Annotated in this window: 20 protein-coding genes and 1 other RNA gene; 3 read left to right on the forward strand and 18 right to left on the reverse strand. The window is 68.4% G+C overall.

The genetic code is table 11. The features are described from left to right. Positions 1 to 8: 8 nt before the first annotated feature. The 12 genes from NGJ44_RS11915 to rnpB all read right to left on the reverse strand — a co-directional run bounded on the left by NGJ44_RS11915 (position 9) and on the right by rnpB (position 14,453). Positions 9 to 959, reverse strand: a complete 951-nt coding sequence (locus NGJ44_RS11915; RefSeq protein WP_053246546.1) for a D-alanine--D-alanine ligase — start codon at positions 957 to 959, stop codon at positions 9 to 11. Beyond that, complete coding sequence (gene murC / locus NGJ44_RS11920; RefSeq protein WP_251864027.1) at positions 956 to 2,362, reverse strand: UDP-N-acetylmuramate--L-alanine ligase; 1,407 nt, start codon at positions 2,360 to 2,362, stop codon at positions 956 to 958. Before murC ends, NGJ44_RS11915 begins: the two co-directional genes overlap by 4 nt. Continuing rightward, a complete protein-coding gene (gene murG / locus NGJ44_RS11925; protein ID WP_251864028.1) occupies positions 2,359 to 3,432 on the reverse strand; it encodes an undecaprenyldiphospho-muramoylpentapeptide beta-N-acetylglucosaminyltransferase in 1,074 nt (357 codons plus the stop codon). The genes murC and murG overlap by 4 nt, the downstream gene beginning before the upstream one ends. Next, on the reverse strand, positions 3,429 to 4,622 hold the full coding sequence (gene ftsW / locus NGJ44_RS11930; protein WP_251864029.1) for a putative lipid II flippase FtsW: 1,194 nt from the start codon (positions 4,620 to 4,622) through the stop codon (positions 3,429 to 3,431). The genes murG and ftsW overlap by 4 nt, the downstream gene beginning before the upstream one ends. Further along, positions 4,619 to 6,151, reverse strand: coding sequence for a UDP-N-acetylmuramoyl-L-alanine--D-glutamate ligase (gene murD, locus NGJ44_RS11935; protein WP_251864030.1), 1,533 nt, complete (start codon positions 6,149 to 6,151; stop codon positions 4,619 to 4,621). Before murD ends, ftsW begins: the two co-directional genes overlap by 4 nt. After that, positions 6,148 to 7,317 (reverse strand): phospho-N-acetylmuramoyl-pentapeptide-transferase, encoded by a 1,170-nt coding sequence (gene mraY / locus NGJ44_RS11940; protein WP_053245889.1) that lies wholly within the window; start codon positions 7,315 to 7,317, stop codon positions 6,148 to 6,150. Before mraY ends, murD begins: the two co-directional genes overlap by 4 nt. Further along, the gene (murF, locus tag NGJ44_RS11945) at positions 7,307 to 10,156 is read right to left on the reverse strand and encodes a bifunctional UDP-N-acetylmuramoyl-L-alanyl-D-glutamate--2,6-diaminopimelate ligase MurE/UDP-N-acetylmuramoyl-tripeptide--D-alanyl-D-alanine ligase MurF (protein ID WP_251864031.1); all 2,850 of its coding nucleotides are present in this window, start codon (positions 10,154 to 10,156) and stop codon (positions 7,307 to 7,309) included. The genes mraY and murF overlap by 11 nt, the downstream gene beginning before the upstream one ends. Then, positions 10,153 to 11,883, reverse strand: coding sequence for a peptidoglycan D,D-transpeptidase FtsI family protein (locus NGJ44_RS11950; protein WP_053245887.1), 1,731 nt, complete (start codon positions 11,881 to 11,883; stop codon positions 10,153 to 10,155). Before NGJ44_RS11950 ends, murF begins: the two co-directional genes overlap by 4 nt. Continuing rightward, on the reverse strand, positions 11,880 to 12,188 hold the full coding sequence (gene ftsL / locus NGJ44_RS11955) for a cell division protein FtsL (protein WP_053245886.1): 309 nt from the start codon (positions 12,186 to 12,188) through the stop codon (positions 11,880 to 11,882). The genes NGJ44_RS11950 and ftsL overlap by 4 nt, the downstream gene beginning before the upstream one ends. Then, on the reverse strand, positions 12,188 to 13,279 hold the full coding sequence (rsmH, locus tag NGJ44_RS11960) for a 16S rRNA (cytosine(1402)-N(4))-methyltransferase RsmH (protein ID WP_251864032.1): 1,092 nt from the start codon (positions 13,277 to 13,279) through the stop codon (positions 12,188 to 12,190). Before rsmH ends, ftsL begins: the two co-directional genes overlap by 1 nt. 8 nt (positions 13,280 to 13,287) lie before the next feature. Next, the gene (gene mraZ, locus NGJ44_RS11965) at positions 13,288 to 13,716 is read right to left on the reverse strand and encodes a division/cell wall cluster transcriptional repressor MraZ (RefSeq protein ID WP_251864033.1); all 429 of its coding nucleotides are present in this window, start codon (positions 13,714 to 13,716) and stop codon (positions 13,288 to 13,290) included. Positions 13,717 to 14,049: 333 nt separating this feature from the next. Further along, positions 14,050 to 14,453: RNase P RNA component class A (gene rnpB / locus NGJ44_RS11970), an RNA gene on the reverse strand. 183 nt (positions 14,454 to 14,636) lie between these two features. Between rnpB and NGJ44_RS11975 the strand changes: the two genes are divergently transcribed. Further along, positions 14,637 to 16,460, forward strand: a complete 1,824-nt coding sequence (locus NGJ44_RS11975) for an ATP-binding cassette domain-containing protein (protein WP_251864034.1) — start codon at positions 14,637 to 14,639, stop codon at positions 16,458 to 16,460. A gap of 19 nt (positions 16,461 to 16,479) precedes the next feature. On the opposite strand, the gene pyrC is transcribed toward NGJ44_RS11975, so the two are convergent. Then, positions 16,480 to 17,556: a dihydroorotase gene (pyrC, locus tag NGJ44_RS11980; protein WP_251864043.1), complete on the reverse strand. Its 1,077-nt coding sequence runs from the start codon at positions 17,554 to 17,556 to the stop codon at positions 16,480 to 16,482. After that, positions 17,552 to 18,745, reverse strand: a complete 1,194-nt coding sequence (locus tag NGJ44_RS11985; protein ID WP_053245899.1) for a M20 aminoacylase family protein — start codon at positions 18,743 to 18,745, stop codon at positions 17,552 to 17,554. Before NGJ44_RS11985 ends, pyrC begins: the two co-directional genes overlap by 5 nt. A 147-nt stretch (positions 18,746 to 18,892) precedes the next feature. Here NGJ44_RS11985 and NGJ44_RS11990 point away from each other — a divergent pair, with 147 nt between their 5' ends. Beyond that, positions 18,893 to 19,171 carry an SWIB/MDM2 domain-containing protein gene (locus NGJ44_RS11990; RefSeq protein WP_053245898.1) on the forward strand — a complete coding sequence of 93 codons (279 nt, stop codon included), beginning with the start codon at positions 18,893 to 18,895 and terminating at the stop codon, positions 19,169 to 19,171. 278 nt (positions 19,172 to 19,449) lie between these two features. Continuing rightward, positions 19,450 to 20,427: a sigma-54 interaction domain-containing protein gene (locus NGJ44_RS11995; RefSeq protein ID WP_251864035.1), complete on the forward strand. Its 978-nt coding sequence runs from the start codon at positions 19,450 to 19,452 to the stop codon at positions 20,425 to 20,427. A 199-nt stretch (positions 20,428 to 20,626) separates the two neighbouring features. Here the strand turns inward: NGJ44_RS11995 and NGJ44_RS12000 are convergent, their stop codons facing one another. From NGJ44_RS12000 to NGJ44_RS12015, 4 genes are all read right to left on the reverse strand, one after another. Further along, positions 20,627 to 21,580 (reverse strand): tripartite tricarboxylate transporter substrate binding protein, encoded by a 954-nt coding sequence (locus tag NGJ44_RS12000; RefSeq protein WP_251864036.1) that lies wholly within the window; start codon positions 21,578 to 21,580, stop codon positions 20,627 to 20,629. 52 nt (positions 21,581 to 21,632) lie between these two features. Beyond that, entirely contained in the window at positions 21,633 to 21,953 is a 321-nt protein-coding gene (locus NGJ44_RS12005) for a DUF4387 domain-containing protein (RefSeq protein WP_053245895.1), read from the reverse strand. A gap of 10 nt (positions 21,954 to 21,963) precedes the next feature. Continuing rightward, entirely contained in the window at positions 21,964 to 23,319 is a 1,356-nt protein-coding gene (locus NGJ44_RS12010) for an acyclic terpene utilization AtuA family protein (protein ID WP_251864037.1), read from the reverse strand. 289 nt (positions 23,320 to 23,608) lie between these two features. Further along, on the reverse strand, positions 23,609 to 23,974 hold the full coding sequence (locus tag NGJ44_RS12015) for a DUF4870 family protein (protein ID WP_053244795.1): 366 nt from the start codon (positions 23,972 to 23,974) through the stop codon (positions 23,609 to 23,611). Between the last annotated feature and the right edge of the window lie 330 nt (positions 23,975 to 24,304).

Raw genomic sequence — 24,304 nt, forward strand, 5'->3', positions numbered from 1 at the left:
CGTCCAGGTCAGGCGTTGCGGCCGGGGCTGCGCACTTTGCACGCAGCCTCGGACAGGATCGCCACGCACAGTTCCGCATAGCTGATGCCGACGGCCTTGGCGGCCATGGGCACCAGCGAATGGCTGGTCATGCCGGGCGAAGTGTTCATTTCAAGCAGCCACGGCCGGTTTTCGCGGTCGAGGATGAAATCGGCGCGCCCCCAGCCCTCGCAGCCCAGGGCCTGGTAGGCCCGCACGGCGATGTCGGCCACTTCCCGCGCCACGTCGGGCGGCAGGTCGGCGGGGCAGAAGTACTGGGTGTCGTCCGAAAAATACTTGTGCTCGTAGTCGTAGTTGCCGCCGGGCGCCGCGATCTCGATCACCGGCAGCGCGCGGGCCTGCCTGCCCGAACCCAGCACGGCCACGGTCAGCTCGCGCCCGCTGATGAACTGCTCGGCCAGCACCACTTCGTCGAACCGGGCCGCCTCGGCGTAGGCCCGCTTCATGTCGGAATAGCCCACGACCTTGGTGATGCCCACGGTCGAGCCCTCGTGCGGCGGCTTGATGATGAGCGGCAGGCTCAGGCGGTCGGGCACGGTGCGCAGCTCGGTGTCGGCGTCCAGCACCTCGAAGGCCGGCGTGGGCAGGCCGTGCTGCAGCCAGATGCGCTTGGTCATGGTCTTGTCCATGGCCAGGGCCGAGGCCAGCGGGCCGCTGCCCGTATAGGGGATGCCCAGCAGTTCCAGCGCGCCCTGCAGCGTGCCGTCTTCGCCGTAGCGGCCGTGCAGCGCGATGAACACGCGCTCGAAGCCCTCGGCGGCCAGTTCCGCCAGGCTGCGCTCGCCCGTGTCGAACAGGTGCGCGTCCACCCCGGCGCTCAACAGCGCCTGATGCACGCCCGCGCCCGACATCAGGGACACTTCCCGCTCGGCGGAGCGTCCGCCGTACAGCACGCCGACTTTGCCGAATTCCGCTTTCATGCCAGCTCTCCCACCTGGGCCGGGACCTTGCTGATCGATCCCGCGCCCATCACGATCACCACATCGCCGTCGCGCACGAAGTCCAGCACGGCCTGCGGCAGCTCGGCCACGTCCTCGACGAACACCGGCTCCACCTTGCCCGCCACCCGCAGCGCGCGCGACAGCGCACGGCCGTCGGCCGCAACCAGCGGCGCCTCGCCGGCGGCATAGACCTCGGTCAGCAGCACCGCGTCGGCCGTGCCCAGCACGCGCACGAAGTCCTCGAAGCAATCGCGGGTGCGCGTGTAGCGGTGCGGCTGGAACGCCAGCACGATGCGGCGGTCTGGCCAGGCGCCGCGCGCGGCGGCCAGCGTGGCCGCCATTTCGACGGGGTGGTGGCCGTAGTCGTCGATCACCGTGAAGGTGCCGCCGCCGTGCGCGGCCGGCACCGGGAAATCGCCGACCTGCGTGAAGCGGCGTCCCACTCCATGGAAAGAGGCCAGCGCCTCGCAGATCGCGTCGTCTTCCACGCCCAGCTCGGTCGCCACCGCGATGGCCGCCAGCGCGTTGCGCACGTTGTGCAGGCCCGGCAGGTTCAGCTCCACGCGCAGCGGCGGCAGCAGCGTGTCGCGATGGCTGCGCTGCACGTTGAAGCGCATGCGCGTGCCCTCGGGCTGCACTTCGTAGGCCCGCACCTGCGCGTCTTCGCCCAGGCCGTATGTGGTGATCGGCCGCGAGACGAACGGCATGATCTCGCGCACGTTGGCGTCGTCCGCGCACAGCACCGCGCTGCCGTAGAAGGGCAGGCGCTGGGTGAACTCGATGAACGCGCTCTTCAGGCGCGCCACGTCGTGCCCGTAGGTGTCCATGTGGTCGGCGTCGATGTTGGTGACGATGGCCATCACGGGCAGCAGGTTGAGGAAGGAGGCGTCGGATTCATCCGCTTCCACCACGATGTAGTCGCCCTGCCCCAGCCGCGCGTTGGCGCCCGCCGAATTGAGGCGGCCGCCGATGACGAAGGTGGGATCCAGGCCACCCGCGGCCAGTACGCTGGCCACCAGGCTGGTGGTGGTGGTCTTGCCGTGCGTGCCGGCCACGGCGATGCCGCGCTTCAGGCGCATCAGCTCGGCCAGCATGATGGCGCGCGGCACCACCGGAATCCGCGCGGCGCGCGCCGCGATGACTTCCGGGTTGTCGCCCGCCACCGCCGTGGAGGTCACGATGGCGTCGGCGCCCGTCACGTTGCTGGCCACGTGGCCGATGGAGATCTTCATGCCCAGGCCGGCCAGGCGGCGGGTCACCGCCGATTCGTGCAGGTCGGAGCCGCTGATGGCGTAGCCCAGGTTGAGCAGGACCTCGGCGATGCCGCTCATGCCGGAACCGCCCACGCCGACGAAATGGATGTGTTGAATTCTGTGTTTCATGATTGACGCCCCGCTGCCTGTTCGCAAACGTCGGCGATATGGGCCGCGGCCTCGGGGCGCGCATGCGCGCGCGCCCGTTCGGCCACGGCCTGGAGTTCTTCCCGGGTGCGCTGGCCCAGCCAGTCCGCCAGCCACTGGGGCGTGAGGGCGGATTGCGGCTGCAGCCAGGCGGCCTGCGCGTCGCTGAGGAAGCGCGCATTGGCGGTCTGGTGATCGTCGATGGCGTGCGGAAACGGCACGAAAAGCGCGGCCACGCCCGCCGCCGCCACTTCGGACACCGTCATGGCGCCGGCGCGGCAGATCAGCAGGTCGGCCGCGCCCAGCTCGCCCGCCATGTCGTCGATGAAGGCGCGGCAGTCGGCCTGCACGCCCGCCCCGGCGTAGGCCTGCAGCAGCGCCGGCAGGTGCTGCTCGCCGGCCTGGTGCACGACCTCCGGCCGGCGCTCGGGAGCCATGGCGGCCAGCGCCGGCGGCAGCACGGTATTCAGGGCGTGCGCGCCCAGGCTGCCGCCCACCACCAGCAGACGCAACGGGCCGGTGCGCTCGCCGTAGCGGCGCGCCGGCCCGGGCAGCGCGCAAAAATCGGCCCGCACGGGGTTGCCCAGGGCCTCGCCCTTGGGCAGCACCTCCGGAAACCCGCTCAGGACGCGGCGCGCCATGCGCGCGAGCCAGCGGTTGGCGGTGCCCGCCACCGCGTTCTGTTCGTGCACGACCAGCGGCAGGCCGCGCAGGGCCGCGATCACGCCCCCGGGGAATGCCACGTAGCCGCCCATGCCCAGCACCACGTCGGGGCGCGCATACGAGAGCCTGGACCATGCCTGCGCGAAGGCGCGCAGCAGCATGAACGGCAGCTTGAGCAAGGTGGAGAATCCCTTGCCGCGCACGCCCGCGAAGCGCAGCGGCACCAGCTCGATGCCGCGCGGCGGCACCAGGCGGCCTTCCATCTTTTCCGGATTGCCCAGCCACAGCACCCGCCAGCCGCGCGCGCGCAGCACCTCGGCCACGGCCAGGCCGGGCATGATGTGTCCGCCCGTGCCGCCCGCCATGATGAGGATGGTGCCCGCGCTCATACCCGCCCCCCGCGCATCATGATGCGGTTTTCCACGTCCACGCGGATCAGCATGGCCAGCGCGCACACGTTCATGACCACGCCCGAGCCGCCGTAGCTCATCAGCGGCAGGGTCAGCCCCTTGGTGGGCAGCAGTCCCAGGCACACGCCCATGTTGATGAAGGCCTGCACGCCGAACCATATCGCCACGCCCTGCGCGACCATGCCGGCGAAGGTGCGCTCCATGGCGATGGCCTGCCGGCCGATGTCGAAACCGCGCTGCACGATGAGGGCGAACAGGCAGATCACCAGCATCACGCCGGCAAAGCCCAGTTCCTCGCCCACCACGGCCATGAGGAAGTCGGTATGGGCCTCCGGCAGGTAGTGCAGCTTCTCGACGCTGGCGCCCAGTCCCACGCCCAGCCATTCGCCGCGGCCCAGCGCGATCAGCGAATGCGAGAGCTGGTAGGCGCTGCCGTAGGCGTTGTCCTCGTTCCAGGGATCCAGGTAGGCGAACAGGCGGGCCCGGCGCCAAGGCGACAACCAGATCAGCAGCAGGAAGGTGCCCATCAGCACGCCCAGCAGGCTGCTGAAGAACTTGCCGTTGATGCCGCCCAGGAAAAGAATGCCGATGGCAATCGCCACGATCACCATGAACGCGCCCAGGTCGGGCTCGAGCAGCAGCAGCAGGCCCACCGCGCCGAGGGCGCAGGCCATGGGCACGAAGCCGCGCAGGAAGGACTGCATGTGCTCCTGCTTGCGCACCGTGTAGTCGGCGGCGTAGAGCAAGGCGGCGACCTTCATCAGCTCGGACGGCTGGAAGTTCAGCGGCCCCAGCGGAATCCAGCGGTGCGCGCCGTTGACTTCGCGGCCGATGCCCGGAATGAGCACCGCCGCCAGCAGGACCAGCGACACGGCGAACAGGGGGAAGGCCATGCGCTGCCAGAAGCGGATGGGAATGGTGAGCACCACCGCGCCGCCCACCAGGCCGGCGCAGATGAACAGGCCGTGGCGCAGCACGAAGTAATAGCGCCCGTAGGAGGCGTAGCGCGGGCCGTCGGCCAGGGCGATAGACGCCGAATACACCATCAGCAGGCCGAGCAGCAGCAGCGTGGACGCGGCCAGCACCAGCGGCAGGTCGTAGTTGCGCATGCGGGTGCGGCCGGGCCGCACGGCGTTGACGCTGGCAGTGAGTTCGGCGAACAGGCTCATGCCACCTCTCCCCGGTCGCGGGCCAGATCCTCGACCTCTTCCACGAACACCTGCCCGCGATGCGGATAGTTGCGATACATGTCGAGGCTGGCGCAGGCGGGCGACAGCAGCACGGCATCGCCCTCCCGGGCCAGCTCGGCGGCGCGGCGCACGGCTTCGCGCATGTCGTGGGCGGACACGCAGGGCACGCCCGTGGTTTCCAGCGTGCGGCCGATCTCCGGCCCGTCCTGGCCGATCAGCACCACGGCGCGCGCATGCTGCGCCACCACCGGCACCAGCGGCGAGAAATCCTGGCCCTTGCCCTGGCCTCCGGCGATCAGCACCGCCTTCTGGCCCAGCCCTTCCAGCGCGGCGACGGTGGCCCCCACGTTGGTGCCCTTGCTGTCGTTGATGTAGTCCACGCCGCCGACCGTGCGCACAAAAGCGGCGCGGTGCGGTTCTCCGGCGTATTCGCGCAGCGCGCGCAGCATGGCGGCCCAGCCCAGGTCCAGGCAGCGGCCCAGCTGCAGCGCGGCCAGCGCGTTCAGGGCATTGTGAATGCCCCGGATGCGCAGCGCGTCGGCGGGCATCAGCCGGCTCGGGCGGCCGGCCGCCCGAGCCGGCTCGGGCGCGTCTTTCTTGCGGCGCGCCGGCGGCGCCGGCTCGTAGAAATCCAGCGGCTCGCAAGCCACCAGCCAGGCCATGCCCTGTCCCGGCTCCAGGCCCACGTCGCCCACCAGCGCGGGCAGGTCGCGGCCGAAGCTGCGCACGTTGAGCGCGTTGAGCGACTTCACCATGCGGGTCGTGAGCGGGTCGTCGCGGTTGACGATGGCGATGCGCGCCATGCCCAGCAGCCGGGCCTTGGCCTCGGCGTAGGCTTCCATGCCGCCGTGCCAATCGAGGTGATCCTGCGTGACGTTCAGCACCACGGCGGCGTCGGCCATCAGGCTGCGCGTGGTTTCCAGCTGGAAGCTCGACAGTTCCAGCACCCACACCTGCGGCAGCGCGTCTTCGTCCAGGGCGCGCATCAGCGCGGTGAGCGCGGCCGGACCGATGTTGCCGGCGGCCAGCGCGGACAGGCCGCTGGCCTCGACCAGCGCGCGCGTCAGGGCGGTGACCGTGGTCTTGCCGTTAGTGCCCGTGACGGCGAGCAGGCGGGGCCGGTATTCGCGCTGCTCGGCCAGCTGGGCCAGCGCACGCGCGAACAGCTCGATTTCGCCCACGATTTCGATGCCGCGCGCGCGCGCCTCGGCCAGCAGCGGACCGGCCGGCGCCTGGCGCGGCGCCAGGCCCGGGCTTGCCACCACCTGGTCCACATCGTCCAGCAGCGCCAGTTCGAAGAACTGGTCGCAGCCCAGACGGAATTCCACGTCCGCATCGGCCAGCGCGGCGCGCAGGGCCTCCAGACCGCCCGGCTCGGCACGGGTGTCCGCCACGCGCAGCCGGGCGCCCTCGCGGGCGAGCCAGCGCGCGGCGGCCACGCCCGTCTCTCCCAATCCGAGGATCAGGACGAGCGGCGCATCGGCGCGGGAGGTTTCCATCGTATTCATCGCAACTTCAGGGTAGAAAGACCGATCAGCACCAGCATCATGGTGATGATCCAGAACCGCACCACCACCTGGGTCTCCTTCCAGCCGCCCACTTCGAAATGGTGATGCAGCGGGGCCATGCGGAAAATGCGCCTGCCGGTTCCGTAGCGGCGCTTGGTGTACTTGAACCACGTCACCTGCATCATCACGGACAGGGTCTCGACCACGAACACGCCGCCCATGATGAAGAGCACGATTTCCTGGCGCACGATGACCGCGATCGTGCCCAGCGCACCGCCCAGGGCCAGCGCGCCCACGTCGCCCATGAACACCTGCGCCGGGTAGGCGTTGAACCAGAGAAAGGCCAGCCCCGCGCCGCCGATGGCCGCGCACAGCACCATGAGTTCCGACGCGCCGGGAATGTACGGAAAGAGCAGGTATTTGGAATAGTCGACCCGGCCCACCACGTAGGCGAAGATGCCCAGGGCGCTGCCCACCATGACGGTGGGCATGATGGCCAGGCCGTCCAGCCCGTCCGTGAGGTTGACGGCGTTGCTGGTGCCCACGATCACGGCCCAGGTCAGCGCCACGAATCCCAGCACGCCCAGCGGATAGCTCACCGACTTGAAGAACGGCACGATCAGGTCGGCGCGCGTGGGCAGCGGCATGGTGAAGCCGCTGGCCACCCAGCTCTTGAAGAGCGGCCACAGCTCGGCATTGGCCGGCGCGGAAACCGCGAACGCCAGGTACACCGCGGCCACCAGCCCGATGGTGGCCTGCCAGAAGAACTTCTGGCGCGCGGGCATGCCCTCGGGGTCGCGATAGACCACCTTGCGGTAATCGTCCATCCAGCCGATCCAGCCGAAGCCGAAGGTGACGAGCAGCACGACCCACACGAAACGGTTGGTCCAGTCGGCCCAGAACAGCGTGCTGATGGCGATGGAAATCAGGATCAGCGCGCCGCCCATGGTGGGCGTGCCCGTCTTGACCAGGTGCGATTCGGGACCGTAGGCGCGCACCGCCTGGCCGATCTTCATCTCGGTCAGCTTGCGGATCACGCGCGGGCCGGCCATCAGGCCGATCAGCAGCGCCGTGGCGCACGCCAGCACGGCGCGCAGCGTGATGTATTCGAACACGCCCAGGGCGCGCACATCGTCGGAAAGCAGCCGGGCGATCTCAAGCAGCATGCTGCTCTCCTTCCCCCTGGGGCGCCGCGTCGTCAAAAGAAGCAAAAACCTTCACTACCCGCTCCATGCGCATAAAGCGCGAACCCTTTACCAATACGCAGGACGGGCGCATGCCGCGCATTGCGGCAACTACTTCGTCAACCGATGCGCAGGCGCGCGCGCCTGCGCCGTAGGCGGCGGCCGCCGCCCGGCTGGCCTCGCCCAGCGTGAACAGCGCGTCGAGCCCCTGCTCGCGCGCATAGCGCCCCACCTCCTCGTGCATGGCGGGGCCGTTGTCTCCGACTTCGCCCATGTCGCCCAGCACCAGCACGCGGGTGCCAGGCATGCGGGCCAGGACATCGATGGCCGCGCGAACGGAGTCAGGGTTCGCATTGTAGGTGTCATCGATAAGTAATGTTCCGTCACGCATTGTCTTGCGCTGCATCCGGCCCGAAACCGGGGCGAAAGCGGCCAGTGCGCGCACCGCCGTCTCCAGCGGCGCGCCGGCGGCAATGGCGCTGGCGATGGCGGCCAGCGCGTTGCGCAGGTTGTGCAGGCCCGGCACCGGCAGGGACAGATCGGCCATGCCCAGCGGCGTGACGACGCGACAGCGGGTGCCCTCGACGCCGGCCTCGATCTGCTCGGCATACACGTCCAGCCCGGGCTGCAGGCCAAAGCGCAGCGCCCGGCGCGGCTCGGCCAGCGCGGCCCAGATCGGCGAATACGGCTCGTCGCCCGGATAGACCGCCACGCCGTCGTCCGGCAGCGCCGCGATGCAGGCGCCATTCTCGCGCGCCACCGCCTCCACGCTATGCATGAATTCCTGGTGCTCGCGCTGCGCATTGGTGACCAGCGCCACCGTGGGCGCCGCGATGGCTGCAAGTTGCGCGATCTCGCCGGGATGGTTCATGCCCAGCTCGAATACGGCGGCGCGGTGGCGGGCATCGAGGCGCAGCAGCGTCAGCGGCACGCCGATATCGTTGTTCAGGTTGCCCGCGGTCGCCAGGCTGGCCTCCGGCCCCTGCCAGGCCGCCAGCATGGCCGCGATCATTTCCTTGGTGGTGGTCTTGCCGTTGCTGCCCGTCACGGCCACCACGGGCAGCCGGTAGCGGGCGCGCCAGGCCGCCCCCATGCGCATCAGCGCGGCACGCGTGTCGCCCAGCAGAATCTGCGGCAGCGGCACGTCCGGCATGCGGCGCGCGACCACGGCCGCGCAGGCGCCGCGCGCCGCCGCCTGGTCCAGATAGTCGTGCGCGTCGAAGTTCTCGCCCGCCAACGCGACGAACAGCTGGCCCTGCGACAGGCTGCGCGTGTCGGTGGACACGCCCGCGGCATGCGGCAGCACCAGCGCCAGGCGCGCCCATTCGCGGTCGTCGAAAGGCAGCTTGCGTCCGCCGATGTCCTGGTAGGTTTCGTGTCCCTTGCCGGCCAGCAGCACCACGTCTTCCGGCGCGCTGCGCCACACGGCTCCCGCGATGGCCAGGGCGCGGTCCGGCTGGACCTCGGCCTGGGCCGAAGCGGGCAGCCCCGCCATGATCTGCGCGATGATGGCGTCCGGGGACTCGCTGCGCGGGTTGTCGCTGGTCACGATGACACGGTCGGCCAGCTCGGCCGCGATGCGCCCCATGACCGGACGCTTGCCCGGATCGCGCTCGCCGCCGCAGCCGAAGAGGCAGACCAGGCGGCCGCCGCGCGTCTGCGCCACCGGGCGCAGCGCGGCCAGCGCGCGCGACAGCGAATCGGGCGTATGCGAATAGTCCACCACCACGAGCGGGCAGGGGCCCGAGCCCGGCGGCAGCAGCGGCTCGACGGCCTGCAGCCGCCCGTCCACCGGATCGGTGGCGGCCAGCTCGCGGGCGATCTGCGCGAAGGGCAGTCCCAGCTCGTACAGCACGCCGGCCACGAGCAGCAGATTGGACACGTTGTGCGGCCCCAGCAGGCGCGTGACGATCTGCGCCTCGCCATGCGGGGACACCAGGGTGAACACCTGCCCCTGCGCCGTGGCCTGCAGGCCGCGCGCGCGCATGGCCGCGGGCACGCCGGGGGCTTCGTCCAGGCTGTAGCCCATGGCCAACTCGGCCGGCAGCGCGGCCAGCAGCCGGCGGCCGGCCTCGTCGTCCGCGTTGATCACGGTGGCGCCCAGCCCGGGCCAGCGGAACAGCCGGGCCTTGGCCGCCTCGTAGCGCTCCATCGTGCCGTGATAGTCGAGATGGTCGCGCGTCAGGTTGGTGAAGGCCGCGAGCGCCACGCGCACGCCGTCCATGCGGCCCTGTTCGATGCCGATGGACGAAGCCTCCATGGCCACCGCCTTCGCTCCGGCATCGCGCATCGCGGCCAACAGGCGGTGCACGGTCAGCACGTCGGGCGTGGTCAAGTTGCCGCCCAGCGCCGTACCGTCGGGCAGCACGGCGCCCAGCGTGCCGATGGTGCCGCAGGGCTTGCCATTGCGGCTCAGCGCATGGGCGATCCACTGCACGCACGAAGTCTTGCCGTTGGTGCCGGTGACGGCGACCACGGCCAGCCCGGACGACGGCCGCCCGTACCAGGCGTCGCCCAGTTCGCCCAGCAGTCCGCGCAGCCCGCGCACGGGCAGGGCGACCGGCGCCGCAGCCTCGGGCAACGGCACGGATTCGCTATCTCCGGCCTCGACCAGCACGGCGGCGGCCCCCTGGGCCAGGGCCTGGTCTATATAGAGGCGCCCATCGCTGGACAGGCCCGGGCAGGCCACGAAGACGTCTCCCGGCGCGATGTCGCGCGAGTCCAGCCGCAGGTCGGCGGTAAGCGCGACCCGTCCATGCAACCACGCCACGACCTCGGCGGCCGTGGCGGCGGGGGGAAAGCGCAAGCCCCGGGCGCTCATCTGCCTGGCTCCTTGATTCCGGCAACGATAGTGGATTCGAAGGGCGCGTCGGGACGCACCCCCATCAATCTGAGACTGCCCCCGACGATGCGGGAGAACACCGGCGCCGCGATCGCGCCGCCGTAATAGCCGCCCACCGTGGGTTCGTCGACCGACACGGCCACCACGATGCGGGGATCGGACACCGGCGCAAAACCGACATAGGAACTGCGATACCGATGGGTGCTGTACTTGCCGTCCACGATCTTGCGCGCGGTGCCGCTCTTGCCCGCCACGCGGTAGCCCTGCACCATCGCGGCCTTCGTGCCCTCGGGGCCGGCGGCCGCCTCGAGCATGCCGCGCACCATTGCCGCCGTCTTGGGCGAATAGACCTTCACGCTGGTGGGATCGCTGTCGCGCTTGACCAGCGTAAGCGACACCATGTCGCCGTTGCGCGCGAACACCGTGTAGGCGCGAGCCACCTGCAGCAGCGAGACGGACAGGCCGTAGCCGTAGGCCATGGTGGCCTTTTCGATCAGGCGCCAGCGGTCCCAGGGCCGCAGGCGGCCGGGCGCCGCGCCGGGAAAGCCGATCTGGGGCGCCTGGCCCAGGCCCAGCTCCGTGAAGCGGTCCCACATCTCGCGGGACTCCAGCTTTTCGGAAATCATGGTCATGCCGATGTTGCTGGACTTGCGCAGCACGCCCGCCACGTCCAGCGTGCCGTTGCGGCTCACATCGCTGATGGTGCTGCCCTGGTAGACGAAGCGGCCGTTGCCGGTTTCGAACAGCGTATTCGTGGTGATGCGGCCCAGGTCCAGCGCCAACGCCGCGGTAAAGGGCTTCATGATGGAGCCCGGCTCGAACGTGTCCGTGATGGCCTGGTTGCGCAGGTTGACGCCGTGGAAAGTGTCGCGGTTGTTCGGGTCGAAGGTGGGCACGTTGGCCAGCGCCAGGATCTCGCCCGTGTGCACGTCCAGCACCACGGCGGTCGCGCCCTTGGCCTGGTGCTTTTCCATCGCGTCCTTCAGCTCCTTGAACACGAGATACTGCAGGCGCGTGTCGATGGACAGGCGCAGGTCGCGCCCGTCCACGGGCGGCGTGACGGCGCGCACGTCCTCGATGACCCGGCCGAGCCGGTCCTTGATGACGCGGCGGCTGCCGGGGCGGCCCGACAGTTGCTGGTTGAACGCCAGCTCGACGCCTTCCTGGCCCTGGTCCTCGATGCTGTTGAACCCGATCACGTGGGCCATCACGTCGCCGTCAGGATAGTAGCGGCGGGTTTCGGCAAGCTGGTGTATGCCGGGCAGGTTCATCTGCTTGATCTTGTCGGCCACGTCCATGGCCACCTGGCGCTTCAGGTAGACGAAGTTCTTGTCCTCGTCCACCAGGCGATGGCGCAGGTCGGCCGCCGGCATTTCCAGCAGCTTGGCAAGCGCGTCGAGCTGGGCGGGCGTGGCCTGCTTGGCATCCTCGGGAATGGCCCAGATGGCGCGCGCCGGCACGCTGGAGGCGAGCACCACGCCGTTACGGTCCAGGATCTTGCCGCGCGTGGCGGCCAGGGTCAGAGTGCGTTCGTAGCGGCGCTCGCCCTGCTGCTGCAGGAACTCGGTGGACAGCCCCTGGAGGAACAGCGCCCGGCCGGCCAGCACGACGAATCCGCAGAACAGCAGGATCAGCACCAGGCGCGCGCGCCAGGCGGGAAGCTGCCCGCGCAGCACGGGATTGTCGAAGAAAGGCACGCGCTTCATTGCGCGCCTCCGGCCGGAGCGGGCGCCGCCGGCTGGCTCGCCTGCGCCTGATTGATATAGAGCGTGCGGTCCGGAACGATGGAAATCATCTTCAGGCCGTCGCGGGCGATGGCGTCCACGCGGGCGTTGCGCGCATATTCGGCGCGCTCGAGCTGGAGGCGGCGCCAGTTGACTTCGAGGTCGCGCGCCTGGGCCTGGTCGCGGCCCAACTCGATGAAGAGCTGGCGCGACTGGTAGCGGCTGGTCACCAGGGAAATGGCCGACAGCATCAGCAGGGCGGCCACGATCAGGTTGAGACGACCCATCAGCGGCGCCCTCCCTTGCCCCGGCGCGGGGCGGAAGCATCGCTGCCGGGCAGCGCGCCGGTTTTCACGAACGCGGCGCCGCCTTCCGGCGGCAGCGGGGCGTCGGTGCGTTCGGCCGCGCGCAAGACCGCCGAACGCGCGCGCGCATTGCCGGCGACTTCTGCGTCGTCGGCCACCACGCGCCCGAGGGAGCGCAGCACGGGCTGGGGCATTTCGCTTTCGCGCAGGGGCAGGCGCGCATGCGCGGCAGCCGGCCTGGCCGCCGCCGCGATGCACTGCTTGACCATGCGGTCTTCAAGCGAATGAAAACTGATCACCGCCAACCTTCCCCCCGGGGCGAGCAGGTCTAGAGCTGACGCGAGGGTGCGCGCGAGCTCTTCGAGTTCCCGATTGATGTAAATCCGTAGAGCCTGAAAGGTGCGTGTTGCCGGATGCTGGCCCTTTTCGCGAGTGCGGACGGCGCCGGCGACGCACTCGGCAAGCTCGAGCGTGGAGCGCAGCGGCCTTGTTGCGCGGCGAGCAGCAATCGCCTTTGCAACCTGAAAAGCAAACCGTTCTTCGCCATAATCTGCTATGACCTCCCGCATCTCATCCACGCTGGCTTGCGCCAGCCATTCCGCCACCGTGGGTCCACGAGTGGTGTCCATCCTCATGTCGAGGGGGCCGTCCTTCATGAAGGAAAAGCCCCGCCCGGCATCGTCGATCTGAGGCGACGACACCCCCAGATCCAGCATCACGCCATCGATCCGCTCGATGCCGCGCTGCGCCAACTCTTCGGCCATGGTGGCAAATCCGCCATGCACCACCGTCACCCTGGCATCCCGGGCGGCCAGTTCGCGGGCCGCGGCGATCGCCTGGGGATCCTTGTCGAACACCACCAGCCGGGCGCGCGGCCCGAGCCGGCCCAGCAGCTCGCGGCTGTGCCCGCCCCGCCCGAACGTGCCGTCCACGAACACGCCTTCCTCGGCGCGCCGTGCGGCATCGCTCGCCTGCCGGGGCTGCGCGCGGCTCGCGCCCTTGCCGCCGAACTCCGGCAGCAACAAGGCGTCCACCGTCGGCTCCAGCAGGACGGGCCGGTGTTCGAATTCCATAAGCTGTTTCAGAACGAAAACTGGTTCAACACGTCCGGCATCCCCTTGGCCAGGTCCTCGGCCTCGCGGCTGGCCAGGGTAGCGGCATCCCACAGCTCGAAGTGAGAGCCCATGCCGAGCAGCATCACGTCGCGCGTCATACCGGAAGCGTTGCGCAGTTCAGGAGCGATCAGCACACGGCCGGAACTGTCCAGTTCCACGTCCTGAGCATTGCCGAGCAACAGCCGCTGCAGCGCGCGCGCCGACATGGGAAACGCGGCGATCTGCTCGCGCTTCTTTTCCCATTCCGGCCGCGGGTAGACCAGCAGACAGCCGTCGGGGTGGCGGGTCAGGGTCAGGCGGCCTTCGGCCTGCGCGATGAGCGCGTCACGATGCCGGGTCGGAATGGAGATCCGACCCTTGGCATCCAGCGTGAGCGCGCTGCTTCCCTGAAACACCACTTTTACCCCACTTAATTGCACAATTTCCTACTTTTTTCCACTCTACGGGAAGGGGCAGGGGCGGTCAAGCGCGCGGTTGCAATTTTTTCAATCACAACAAGGACTTAGAGCAATTTGTAAAAGGCAAAAAAGAAAAACCTCCCAATAAATCAGGAGGTTGCGTCACACTCTAAAAGTCCTTCTTCAGAAGTAGGCGCTAATGCGGGACTCGTCTCGCCTTGGGCGCGAGGATTTAGTCCGGCAGCATGGGGAGTTTGCGGCTGGCGGACCGGCGGATGGCATCCGGACGCCATCCACGCCGGCCGGAAATGCCGTCCGGGCAAAAAACGGTGACAAGACGGGTCTGTAGGCCGGATTCTGTACGCCGGGTTTCCCCGGCGGGCAATCATTCCTCTGCGCGGATCATTGCTGAGCCGCTGTAGCCATCTACCCGCATGCTCGGACGAGCCGCCCTTTCCGGCCCGAAGGCCGTGCGCATGCCTATTTGATGTTGCTCCGGATAGAGGTTGCCGCGTTTCACCCTGCGATGCCGCCCGCCGTCGCCGGCCGGCGCGATACGGAGATGGCCGTACCTGTGCGCGCGATGCGCGCCCGCCCCGCAGACTCGTCTCTGTGGCCCTGTTCCTCGGCGACGCCCGAAAGCGCCGCCGGACGGCCGTTAGCCGCTATCCTGCCCTGTGGAGTCCGGACCTTCCTCGAGGGAATTTCTCCCCCGCGATTGCCCGACCCGCCTTGCGGCTGCCATTGTAGTACAGCATCCCGGCCCGTCCCCGCATGCGATCCGGCCCGATGCGGCCCCATGAGATCCCTCCCCCTGCGCGCGCGGCGCGGCCCTCGATGGACCCGCGCCGGCCGGACAGCCGTGCCTTCCTGCGACAATACACGCTGACACGCAAAAAAGCAGATTTCCGATTCCCATGGCGCTCGCAACCCTCATCACCCTCACCGACGTCCAGCTCGCCTACGGGCACCATCCCCTGCTGGACCATGCCGACTTCTCCATCCAGGAAGGCGAACGCATCGGCCTCATCGGCCGCAACGGCGCCGGCAAGTCTTCGCTGCTCAAGCTGCTCGACGGCCGCACCCAGCCCGACGACGGCGACATCTCGCGCGCCTCGGGCCTGCGCGTGGCCACGGTCGAACAGGAACCCGAGCTGGACGAAAACGCCACGGTCTTCGACGTCGTGTGCAACACCGGCGCCGAACACGAAGACTGGCAGCGCCCCTCCCGCGTGCGCGCCACGCTCGAAAAGCTCGGCCTGCCGGCCGACGCGCAGATCGCCGGCCTGTCGGGCGGCACGCGCAAGCGCGTGGCCCTGGCACGCGCACTGGTGGACGAGCCCGACCTGCTGCTGCTGGACGAACCTACCAACCACCTGGATTTCGAAGGCATCGCCTGGCTCGAGGACATGCTGCGCGCCTGGCGCGGCGCGGCCGTCATCATTACGCACGACCGCCGGTTCCTGGACGCCATCGCCACCCGCATCGTCGAGCTCGACCGCGGGCGACTGCTCAGCTTTCCTGGCAATTTCACGCAATGGCAGGAACGCAAAGCCCAGTGGCTGGAATCCGAACGCCTGGAGCAGGCGCGGTTCGACAAGCTGCTGGCCCAGGAAGAAGTCTGGATACGCAAGGGCGTGGAAGCGCGCCGTACCCGCAACGAAGGACGGGTGCGCCGGCTGGAGCGGCTGCGCGTGGAGCGCGCCGAGCGCCGCGAACGCGTGGGCAACGTCTCGCTGGCGCTGGCCGAAGGCCAGCGTTCCGGCAAGCTGGTGGCCGAGCTGGACCACGTCAGCAAGCGCTTCGGCGACAAGATCGTAGTGAACGACTACTCCACCACCATCCTGCGCGGCGACCGCATCGGCATCATCGGCCCCAACGGCGCGGGCAAAACCACGCTGCTCAAGCTGATCCTGGGCGAGCTGCAGCCCGACAGCGGCGCCACCCGCCTCGGCACCAATGTCTCGGTGGCCTATTTCGACCAGATGCGCGCCCAGCTCGACGAAGACGCCGCGCTGGTGGACATCATCAACCCCGGCAGCGAATGGGTGGAGATCGGCGGCGCGCGCAAGCACGTCATGAGCTACCTGGGCGACTTTCTGTTCTCGCCCGCGCGCGCCGGCTCGCCGGTGCGCAGCCTGTCGGGCGGCGAGCGCGCCCGCCTGCTGCTGGCCCGGCTCTTCGCCCGCCCCGCGAACGTGCTGGTGCTGGACGAACCCACCAACGACCTCGACATCGAAACCCTGGAACTGCTCGAAGAGCTGCTGCAGGAATACGCCGGCACCGTGCTGCTGGTCAGCCACGACCGCGCCTTCCTGAACAATGTGGTCACGCAGACCATCGCCTGGGAAGGCGAAGGCCGCTGGCGCGATTACGTGGGCGGTTATGACGAATGGTTCGCGCAGCGCCCGGCCCCGGCCGCGCCCGCGCCGGCCGAGAAAGCGCCCCGCGCCGACGAGGCGGCCAGCCGCGCCAAGGCCGCCAAGCCCCGGCCCGGCCCCAAGCCCGGCAAGATGAATTCCTGGGAGCTGCGCGAACTGGAAGGACTGCCCGACGCCATCGCCGCGCTGGAAGCGCAACAGGCGGAGCTGGCCGAAAAGCTGGCCGACGGCAGCCTCTACCGCGACGCGCCCGCCGAAGTGGAGCGCATCAACAGCGAACTGGCGCGCCTGGAAAGCGAGCTGGAGGACAAATTCGCGCGCTGGGAACAGCTGGAAGCGCGCCGCGACGGCACGCTCTGAATGCGCGCCCGGCGCGCTTTCAGTGCGCGCGCCAGGCCAGCGATTCGCCCGCCGCCAGCGGCACCAGCGTGGTGTCGCCGAACGGCACTTCCGCCGGCACCTGATAGGCTTCTCGCGCCAGCGTCAGCGTGCCGGTGTTGCGCGGCAGCCCATAGAAGTCGGGCCCGTGGAAGCTGGCGAAGGCCTCGAGCTTGTCGAGACGCCCCGCGGCCTCGAAGGCCGTGGCGTAGAGCTCCATGGCGTGCAGCGCGGTGTAGCAGCCCGCGCAGCCACAGGCGTGTTCTTTCAGGCCGCGCGCGTGCGGCGCGCTGTCGGTGCCGAGGAAGAAGCGCGGGTTGCCGCTGGTCGCGGCTTCCACCAGGGCCTGCCGGTGCGTCTCGCGCTTCAGGATGGGCAGGCAGTACCAATGCGGACGCACCCCGCCCAGGAAAATCGCATTGCGGTTGTACAGCAGGTGCTGGGGGGTGATGGTGGCCGCCACCGGGCCTTCCGCGTCGCGCACGTAATGCGCGCCTTCCTTGGTGGTGATGTGCTCGAACACCACCTTGAGCGCCGGGAACGCGCGGCGCAGCGGCACCATGACCCGCTCGACGAACACCGCTTCGCGGTCGAACACGTCGATGGCCTGATCGGTCACTTCGCCGTGCACGAGCAGCGGCATGCCGCAATTCTCGAGCGCCTCGAGCGCCTTCGCGCATTTGCCCAGCAGGTCCGTCACGCCCGCGTCCGAATTGGTGGTGGCGCCCGCCGGATACAGCTTCACCGCGTAAACCTGGCCCGAAGCGTGCGCGCGCGCGATTTCCTCGGCCGAGGTGTTGTCGGTCAGGTAGAGTGTCATGAGCGGATCGAACGCGCCGGGCGCCACGCCGGCCGCCGACAGCGCTTCGAGAATGCGGCCGCGATAGGCCAGCGCCTGCTCGGTGGTGGTCACCGGCGGCTTGAGATTGGGCATGATGATGGCGCGCGCGAACTGGCGCGCCGTATCCGCAACCACGGCCCGCAGCGCCGCGCCGTCGCGCAGATGCAAGTGCCAGTCGTCGGGGCGGGTGATGGTGAGCTGCGTGGTCGTTTGAGTGGACATGGAAAGCTTCTTAATCTGCCAGCGGCATGCCCCGTTCGGCCAGCGCGCAGAACATGGCGCTGCCCAGGGGAATGACGGCATCGTTGAAATCGAAATGGGAATTGTGCAGCACGCAGCCGGACTCGGCGCCGCCCTGGCCCAGGCGGAAATAAGCGCCCGGCTTGCTCTGCAGCATGAAAGAAAAGTCCTCCGAGCCCATCGAAGGCGTCAGGTCGCGCACCACGTTTTCCTTGCCGATCATCTCGGTGGCGATGTCCGCCACCAGGTTGGCGTGCTGCGGGGTGTTGAGCGTGGCGGGGTAGATGCGTTCATAGGTGACCTCCGCGGTTCCGCCGAAGGCTCCGGCGATCGCCGTGACCAGCTCGCGCATGCGCGCCTCCACCATTTCCTGCACCGAGCGGCGAAAGGTGCGCACCGTGCCCACCAGCCGGGCCTCGCGCGGAATCACGCTCATGGCGCCCGGATGGCCCGCCTGCATCGAGCCGATGGACACCACGGCCGAATCCAGCGGGTTCACGTTGCGCGAGACTATGGTCTGCAGCGCAGTGATCACCTGCCCCGCGATCGTCACGGGATCGATGGTCTGGTACGGATGCGCGCCATGGCCGCCCCGTCCGGTAATGAGGATTTCGAAGCGGTCGGCCGCCGCCATCATCGGCCCGGGATTGACGCCGATGGTGCCCGGGCGCAGCCCCGGCCAGTTGTGCAGGGCATAGATGGCGTCGCACGGAAAGGTGTCGAACAACCCGTCTTCCAGCATGGCCTTTGCGCCGCCGCGCCCTTCTTCGGCCGGCTGGAAAATGAGCACCGCTGTGCCGTCGAAGTTGCGCGTCTGCGCCAGGTACTTGGCCGCGCCGATGAGCACGGCCGTATGCCCGTCGTGGCCGCAGCCGTGCATCAGGCCCGGCTTGGTGGACTTGTGGGCAAAGTCGTTGTCTTCCGTCATGGGCAGGGCGTCCATGTCGGCGCGCAGCCCGATCATGCGGCCGCTGTCGCAGCGCTTGCCGCGTATCACCCCCACCACGCCGGTCTTGCCGATGCCGCGATGCACCTCGATGCCCAGCGCCTCCAGCGCGCCTGCCACGATACCGGAGGTGCGGACCTCCTCGAAACCCAGTTCGGGATGGGCGTGCAAATCGCGCCGCAATGCGGTCAATTCGTCATGAAAAAGCCGAATCGATTCCAACGGAGATCGTGCGTACATAGGACGTTACAGAATGCCGGGCTATGGGGGACGGTTTTGATATTTTAGTTGCTACAGAGGATAAATGCCTTTGTCTTTACCTGAGAGACACGTTATGCTCCGGCCGCAGGACAATTTTTCCAACAGCCAGAGAAGGAGCGCCGCATTATGGCCACAACCTCCAAACCCGCGACCGCGCGCAAGCCGAACGCCGCATTCATGAAGCCCCTGACCCCCAGCCCCGAGTTGGCCGCTGTCATTGGCTCGGAGGCCGTGCCGCGCACCGAGGTCACCAAGAAAATCTGGGAATACATCAAGAAGCACAACCTGCAAGACGCCAGCAACAAGCGCAACATCAACGCCGATGCCAAGCTGCGCCCGATCTTCGGCAAAGATCAGGTCACGATGTTCGAACTGACCAAACTGGTCAACGCGCATCTGAAGTAAGCAGGCAAAGGGCGTACGCGGTACGTCCCTGCCTCCTGCAGCCGGCCCGGCCCCAGTCCCTCCGCCCCTGAGCGAGGCATGCGCGGCCCGGCAAGTTGTCTCCGCGGCGCCGTCCTCCGCCGCAATCCCCCAAGCCTTCCCTCTCCGCCAGCCGCCCGACGCGCAGACATGGCCTGACCCCTCTCGCCTTGCCGGCCGACCCCGGGTATGCCGGAATGTCGCTTTCGGCCGCATTGCCGGGATAATGCCGCCGTGTCCGTTCTTTCCATCCGGCGTCCATGACCCCCGCAGCCCCGCTTGCCGAAACGATCGTCGGCGATCATCCTGCCATCGTCGCCCTGCGCGACCTGGTCCTGCGCGTGGCCCGCAGCCGCGCCAGCACGGTCCTCATCTATGGCGAAACCGGAACCGGCAAGGGCCTGGTGGCGCGCGCCCTGCACGACCACTCGAGCCGGGCGGACAAGCCTTTCACCGAGATCAATTGCGCCGCCATCCCCGGCAACCTGCTGGAATCGGAGCTTTTCGGCCATGAGCGCGGGGCTTTCACGGGCGCCGTGGCGCGCAAGATCGGCCTGCTGGAAACCGCCAACGGCGGCAGCGTGTTCCTGGACGAGGTGCGCGAGCTCGAGCCCATGATGCAGGCCAAGATACTCACGCTGCTCGACAGCCGGCGCTTTCGCCGCATCGGCGCCGTGCACGAACTGACCACGGACGTGCGCTTCATCGCCGCCACCAACAAGATCCTGCTGGGCGAAGTCCATGCCGGCAAGTTCCGCGACGATCTCTACTACCGTCTGCAGGTCGTGGCCATCAATCTGCCGCCGCTGCGGGAACGCGGCGACGATGTGTTCGTGCTGGCCGAGCGCTTCCTGGCACGCTACAACCGCCTGCACGCAAGCCGCTTCAAGCACATCGACGCCGCCGTGGAAGCAGCGTTCCGGCGCTATGCGTGGCCGGGCAATGTGCGCGAACTGAGCAATCTGCTGGAGCGCATCTGCATACTCGAAAACGGCGACACCGTAGGGGTGGAGCACCTGCCCGCCCGCATCCTGCGCAGCCCGTCGCCGGCCGCCCCGGCGGCGGCCGGCAGCTACGCCGAACGCACCGCCGCCTTCCAGCGCGGCATGATCGAGGCCGCCCTGGCGGCCCAGCGCGGCAATCTCGGAGAAACCGCCCGCGTCCTCGGCCTGTCGCGCCATGCGCTCAGGCACCAGATGGCCAAGCTGGGCATGGACAAGGGCGCCAGCCGCGCCTGAGCCGGCCGCGCCTGAGCCGGCCGCGCCTGAGCCGGCCGCGCCTGAGCCGGCCGCGCCTGAGCCGGCCGCGCCTGAGCCGGCCGCGCCTGGGCCGGCCGCGCCTCCTGGAGCGGTGGGCCCGGGTGCGGCCTGCGCGGGAGGAACCCGTCCGGGTGCGGCCGGCCTCGATGCGGCTGACGCCTTGCCCGCCGCGCCCGGCCTATTCGACGCTGATGTGGTGGCTCTGCGCCACCGCCCGCCATTGTTCCAGATCGCTGGCGACCCGCTTGCCGAATTCCCCGCTCGTCATGCTGGCGGGCACTGTGCCGTCCATGTCCAGCAGCGAGGTCGTCTCCGGCGAGCGCGCGATGCGGTTGATGGCCGCGTTGTAGCGGTCGACCAGATCTTGCGGCGTGCCCGCGGGCGCGAACACTCCCACCCAGATATCCACGGCATAGCCGGGCAGCACGCTGGCGGCCGGCGGCAGGTTGGGAAACGCCGCATGAGGCCCGCGCGCGGTCGTCGCCACCAGCTTGACCTTGCCGCCCTGCACCAGCGGCGCCAGCGAACTGTAGTTGGCCAGCATGATGTCGATCTGGCCGCCCGCCAGGTCCGAAGCCGCATTGGCCGCGCCCTTGTAAGGCACGTGCGTCATGGACACCCTGGCCGCGTCGTTCATCATCACCGTGGCCAGATGCGCCAGCGAGCCGATGCCGGCCGTGCCGTAGTTCAACGCGTCCGGCCGGGCCCGCGCGGCATCGAGCACCGCGCGCAGATCGCCATAGGGCTTGGCGCCGGACACCGCCAGCACCAGCGGCCCCTGCCCCACCATGGCCACCGGCGCGAAGCTCTTCACCGGGTCGTACGGCATGCGGGGCTGCGTGGCGGCGGACGTGAGAAACGTGGAAGACGTCAGCAGCAGCGTCGCTCCGTCCTTGGGCGATTTCGCCACGTACTCCGACCCGATCACCCCCGCCGCGCCCACGCGGTTCTCGACGATGACGACGGTCTTGAACTCCTCGGCCAGCTGCGGGGCGATGGCGCGGGCAATGGCGTCATTGCTGGCTCCCGCCGAAAACGGCACCACGATCTTGATCTGCTTGGGCACCGCCGTCTGCGCGCCGGCCTGCGCGGCCAGGGCGCAGGCGGCAAGCGCCAGGACTCTTATCATCATGCATTTCATGCGTTTTCCCCTTGTATGCGAACAGTCGTCGCCGCGCCGTCGTTCAGAGCGTCACGGGCACGTCCAGCAAAGGCGCGTACTGCTGCGCGCCGAAAATGTCGCCGTCGCCCGCCGACCCGCTCGGAGCCAGCCGGTAGAACGTGAACTTGATCGCCAGGCCCGGATCGTATTCCACGAAATCCGAAATCCGCTCCTGACCGATTCCATAGAGCGCTGCCACGCTCTCGCGCGTGACCGCGCCCGAGCGCTTCACGGCCTCATAGGTATCGCGGTCGCGGAAAATGATGTCGAAGGTGATCTTGTTCACCCCCGCGTTCTTGCTGCGTATGGTCTTGGCGAGTTCGCTCAGCTTTGTCGTGGCCATGGCGGATTCCTCAGGCTTCGGTAAGGTGGACCTGGAACAGGTCGAAAACATCGTCGACGGCAATCGTGTGGTTCAGTGTCCAGCGGTAGGCGGCGCTGGCGCGCACCACCTCGTCCAGCGGAAACGATACGGAACCGGCCGTGCCCTTCACGTCGGGCAGCCGCGCGTAGAACATCTGCCGCAGCCCGGTCAGGGTCAGCTCCTCGGCCATCTCTGCGGTCGGGGCCACGCCCTGCACCAGCACGCAAAGCTCGTGGCCCGGCTGATTGCGCAAGGGCTCGAGATCTCCCATTACGCCATCGCGGCCGTAGACTTTGTAGTGCAGTTCGTAGCCGACATCGCCGAAGCGCTCCCGCACCTTGTCCCGCGCCCAAGCGATCACGCGGTCGATATTGGCGATGGTGTAGGGATCGCGGATGCCGCAAAGCCCGATATAGCGCTCGCCCACCTTGCCCGATCCCTCTAGCTTCACCGTAATCTTTTCCGAGGGGACGAAACGCGAGCCCGTGATGCGCGTCGTCTTCTCGCTGATCTGCTCATAGCGGCATTCGCGCATGTCCAGCCGGCCGCCGGCGAAAAACTCCTCGTAGGGGTTGGAGCGCTCGTACATGGCGTGCCCCGCCACCGACGCCACGGTGCAACGCTGCTCGGGATGCATGGCGGTTACGCACACGTCGTCGTGGCTGATTTCCCCCATGACTGTCTCCTTGCCCCCGTACGGCTCGGCGCAGAAAGAGGCGCATTCCAGCACCTTGCCGAGGTAGTACGCCTGGTCGGCGGCATAGCCGTGATGCAGCGCCGGCGCGGCGAACACCGCTGCATCGGAACTGCGTCCGCCGATGATCACGTCCGCGCCGGCCTCCAGCAGTTTCAGGTACGGCTGCACGCCCGCCACGGCCACGATGCGGTCGGTGGCATCCAGCTCGGCCTCGCTCAGGTCGGCATAGCCATCCAGGCCCGTCACGGTCTGGCCTTCGCGCAGCTTGCGCCGCACGAAAGCCGGGTCCACTTCCGAATAGAAGTAGCCGATCTTGAACGGCGCCAGCCCGTGCTTGCGCGCCAGCTCCTTGATGATGCTCACATACAGGTCGACCCGGCTGTTCGAACCCGTGTCGCCGGCCGAGCCGATGATCATGGGCACGCCCAGCTCGCGCGCGGCCAGCAGCATCTGCTCCAGGTCATGCCGCTGCCAGGCTTCGGGGCTGGTGGAGGTATCCGACCCCAGCGGCACGGGGCCCACGTCGTCGCTGCCGGAATCGGCCGCGATGTAATCCGGCCCGGCCTGAACGCCGGCGCGGAAGCTCTCGACACGCAGCGGCGCAAAGCCGAGGTGCCCATTGGGACAAATGATTTTCAAAGAAGGCATATGTCTGGCTCAGGTAAAAGAAATGCCACGCGGGGAATGCCACGCGGCGCGTGGCCTCCTCATTCATGCAAAAGCCATGCCATGTGCCCGTCCCAGCCAAACCCCCTTGAAATCAAGATCTTGGCCGGTTGCCCTGCTTACTGATTCGCGCGTATTTCACGCTTATGCGCGATTTACCCGCACCAGCCTCCAACGCCCGGTTTCGGATCATCGGACCAGGATGGGGCCGCGGGACGAAAAAAAGCCGGCGCCAAGGCGCCGGCCTGTCTGGATCGGTGAAGAACGCCGGTCAGGCGTAGGAAGTGGGAGCGTTGCCTTCGAGCAGCGCCAACCAGCCGCGGATGAGCCGGTACAACACCCACACCACCGTGGCCACCACGCCCACCCATCCGATGAAGATCAGCGTGGCAATGAAGCTGATGGCCAGCCACAGCAGCGCCCACCAGAACGTGCGCAGCAGCCAGTCGAAATGCGAGGCATAGACAGTGCCGGCGGCATCCGACCGCTTCAGGTACATCAGCACCACGGAAGCCAGCGTCGCGATACCCAGGAAACCACTGGTGATGAAGCCCAGGGCATACAGGCCGTAAGCCACGTGGGTCAGCGTGCGCAGGTCCGGCGTGGCGCCGGTTACGGGGGTCTGAGTATCACTCACGATAACGCTCCATCGAATTGATTGAGCCAATCTTACCGCACAAAGCGGACCCTCCCGCCGTCGTTGTTATTTGGGCACAACCAGTATTGACGCGGGTTGCGAGGCCATTTTCATGCCCGCCGCGCCTTGCCCGCGGCGCGGCGTAGGCGCCGGTGCCGGCCGGATTTCGTACTGGCGCGGGCCCTGGGGAGGGCGTGCCGATGGGGTCGGTGGCCGGGTGTGGGGTGGCGGCGCGCGCAAAAACAAAACCCCGCAGCGGTTGGGCTGCGGGGTTTTGAGGGATAAAAGCCTGACGATGACCTACTTTCACAGACGTGCGTCCACTATCAT

It is taken from the genome of Achromobacter sp. Marseille-Q4962 (assembly GCF_943737005.1).
Lineage (GTDB): Bacteria > Pseudomonadota > Gammaproteobacteria > Burkholderiales > Burkholderiaceae_B > Achromobacter.